This window comes from Gardnerella sp. CCPDSM (genome assembly GCF_056754715.1).
On record NZ_JBQEQO010000072.1, the window covers coordinates 1 to 454 of the forward strand.

The 454-nt window shown below is 43.8% G+C and carries 1 protein-coding gene; it reads left to right on the forward strand.

The features are described from left to right. Positions 1 to 77 precede the first annotated feature (77 nt). Positions 78 to 446 carry a DUF7768 domain-containing protein gene (locus ACTJLE_RS06585; protein WP_473412440.1) on the forward strand — a complete coding sequence of 123 codons (369 nt, stop codon included), beginning with the start codon at positions 78 to 80 and terminating at the stop codon, positions 444 to 446. The last annotated feature ends 8 nt before the right edge of the window (positions 447 to 454 follow it).

Genomic DNA, 454 nt, shown 5'->3' on the forward strand with positions numbered 1-454 from the left:
TCAGAAAGGCAGGCTTTTCATCTATCACCTCATGACACAACACGGTATCTACCCGTTGATTGAACAGGAGGCTAAAGATGAGTAAGTCTTATAAAAAGCATTTAGAAACGACACCGAATTTTAAGCCTATCGTCTATATTTGTGCTCCCTACCGTGGAGATAAGGAGAAAAACGTGCAACACGCTATTCGGTGTGCGGCTTACGCGTATTCACGCGGAGCAATCCCAGTAACACCGCACCTGCTTTTCCCGTTTATGAATGATGAGAATCAAAAGCATAGAGGGGATGCGATGTTTATGGACATTATCCTCTTAGGCAAATGCAACGAACTGTGGGTGTTCGGAGAAAAAATCACAGGCGGCATGCAAGTAGAAATCAATCTGGCAGAAAAACGCAGGCAGCCGATTAAGTATTTTACGGATAAGGATTTAGGGGGTGAATGTTGATGCTTGAA

Bases quoted from the DNA above. Each gene is read 5' to 3' on its own strand.
- ACTJLE_RS06585 (WP_473412440.1), top strand. From the start codon at position 78: ATGAGTAAGTCTTATAAAAAGCATTTAGAAACGACACCGAATTTTAAG.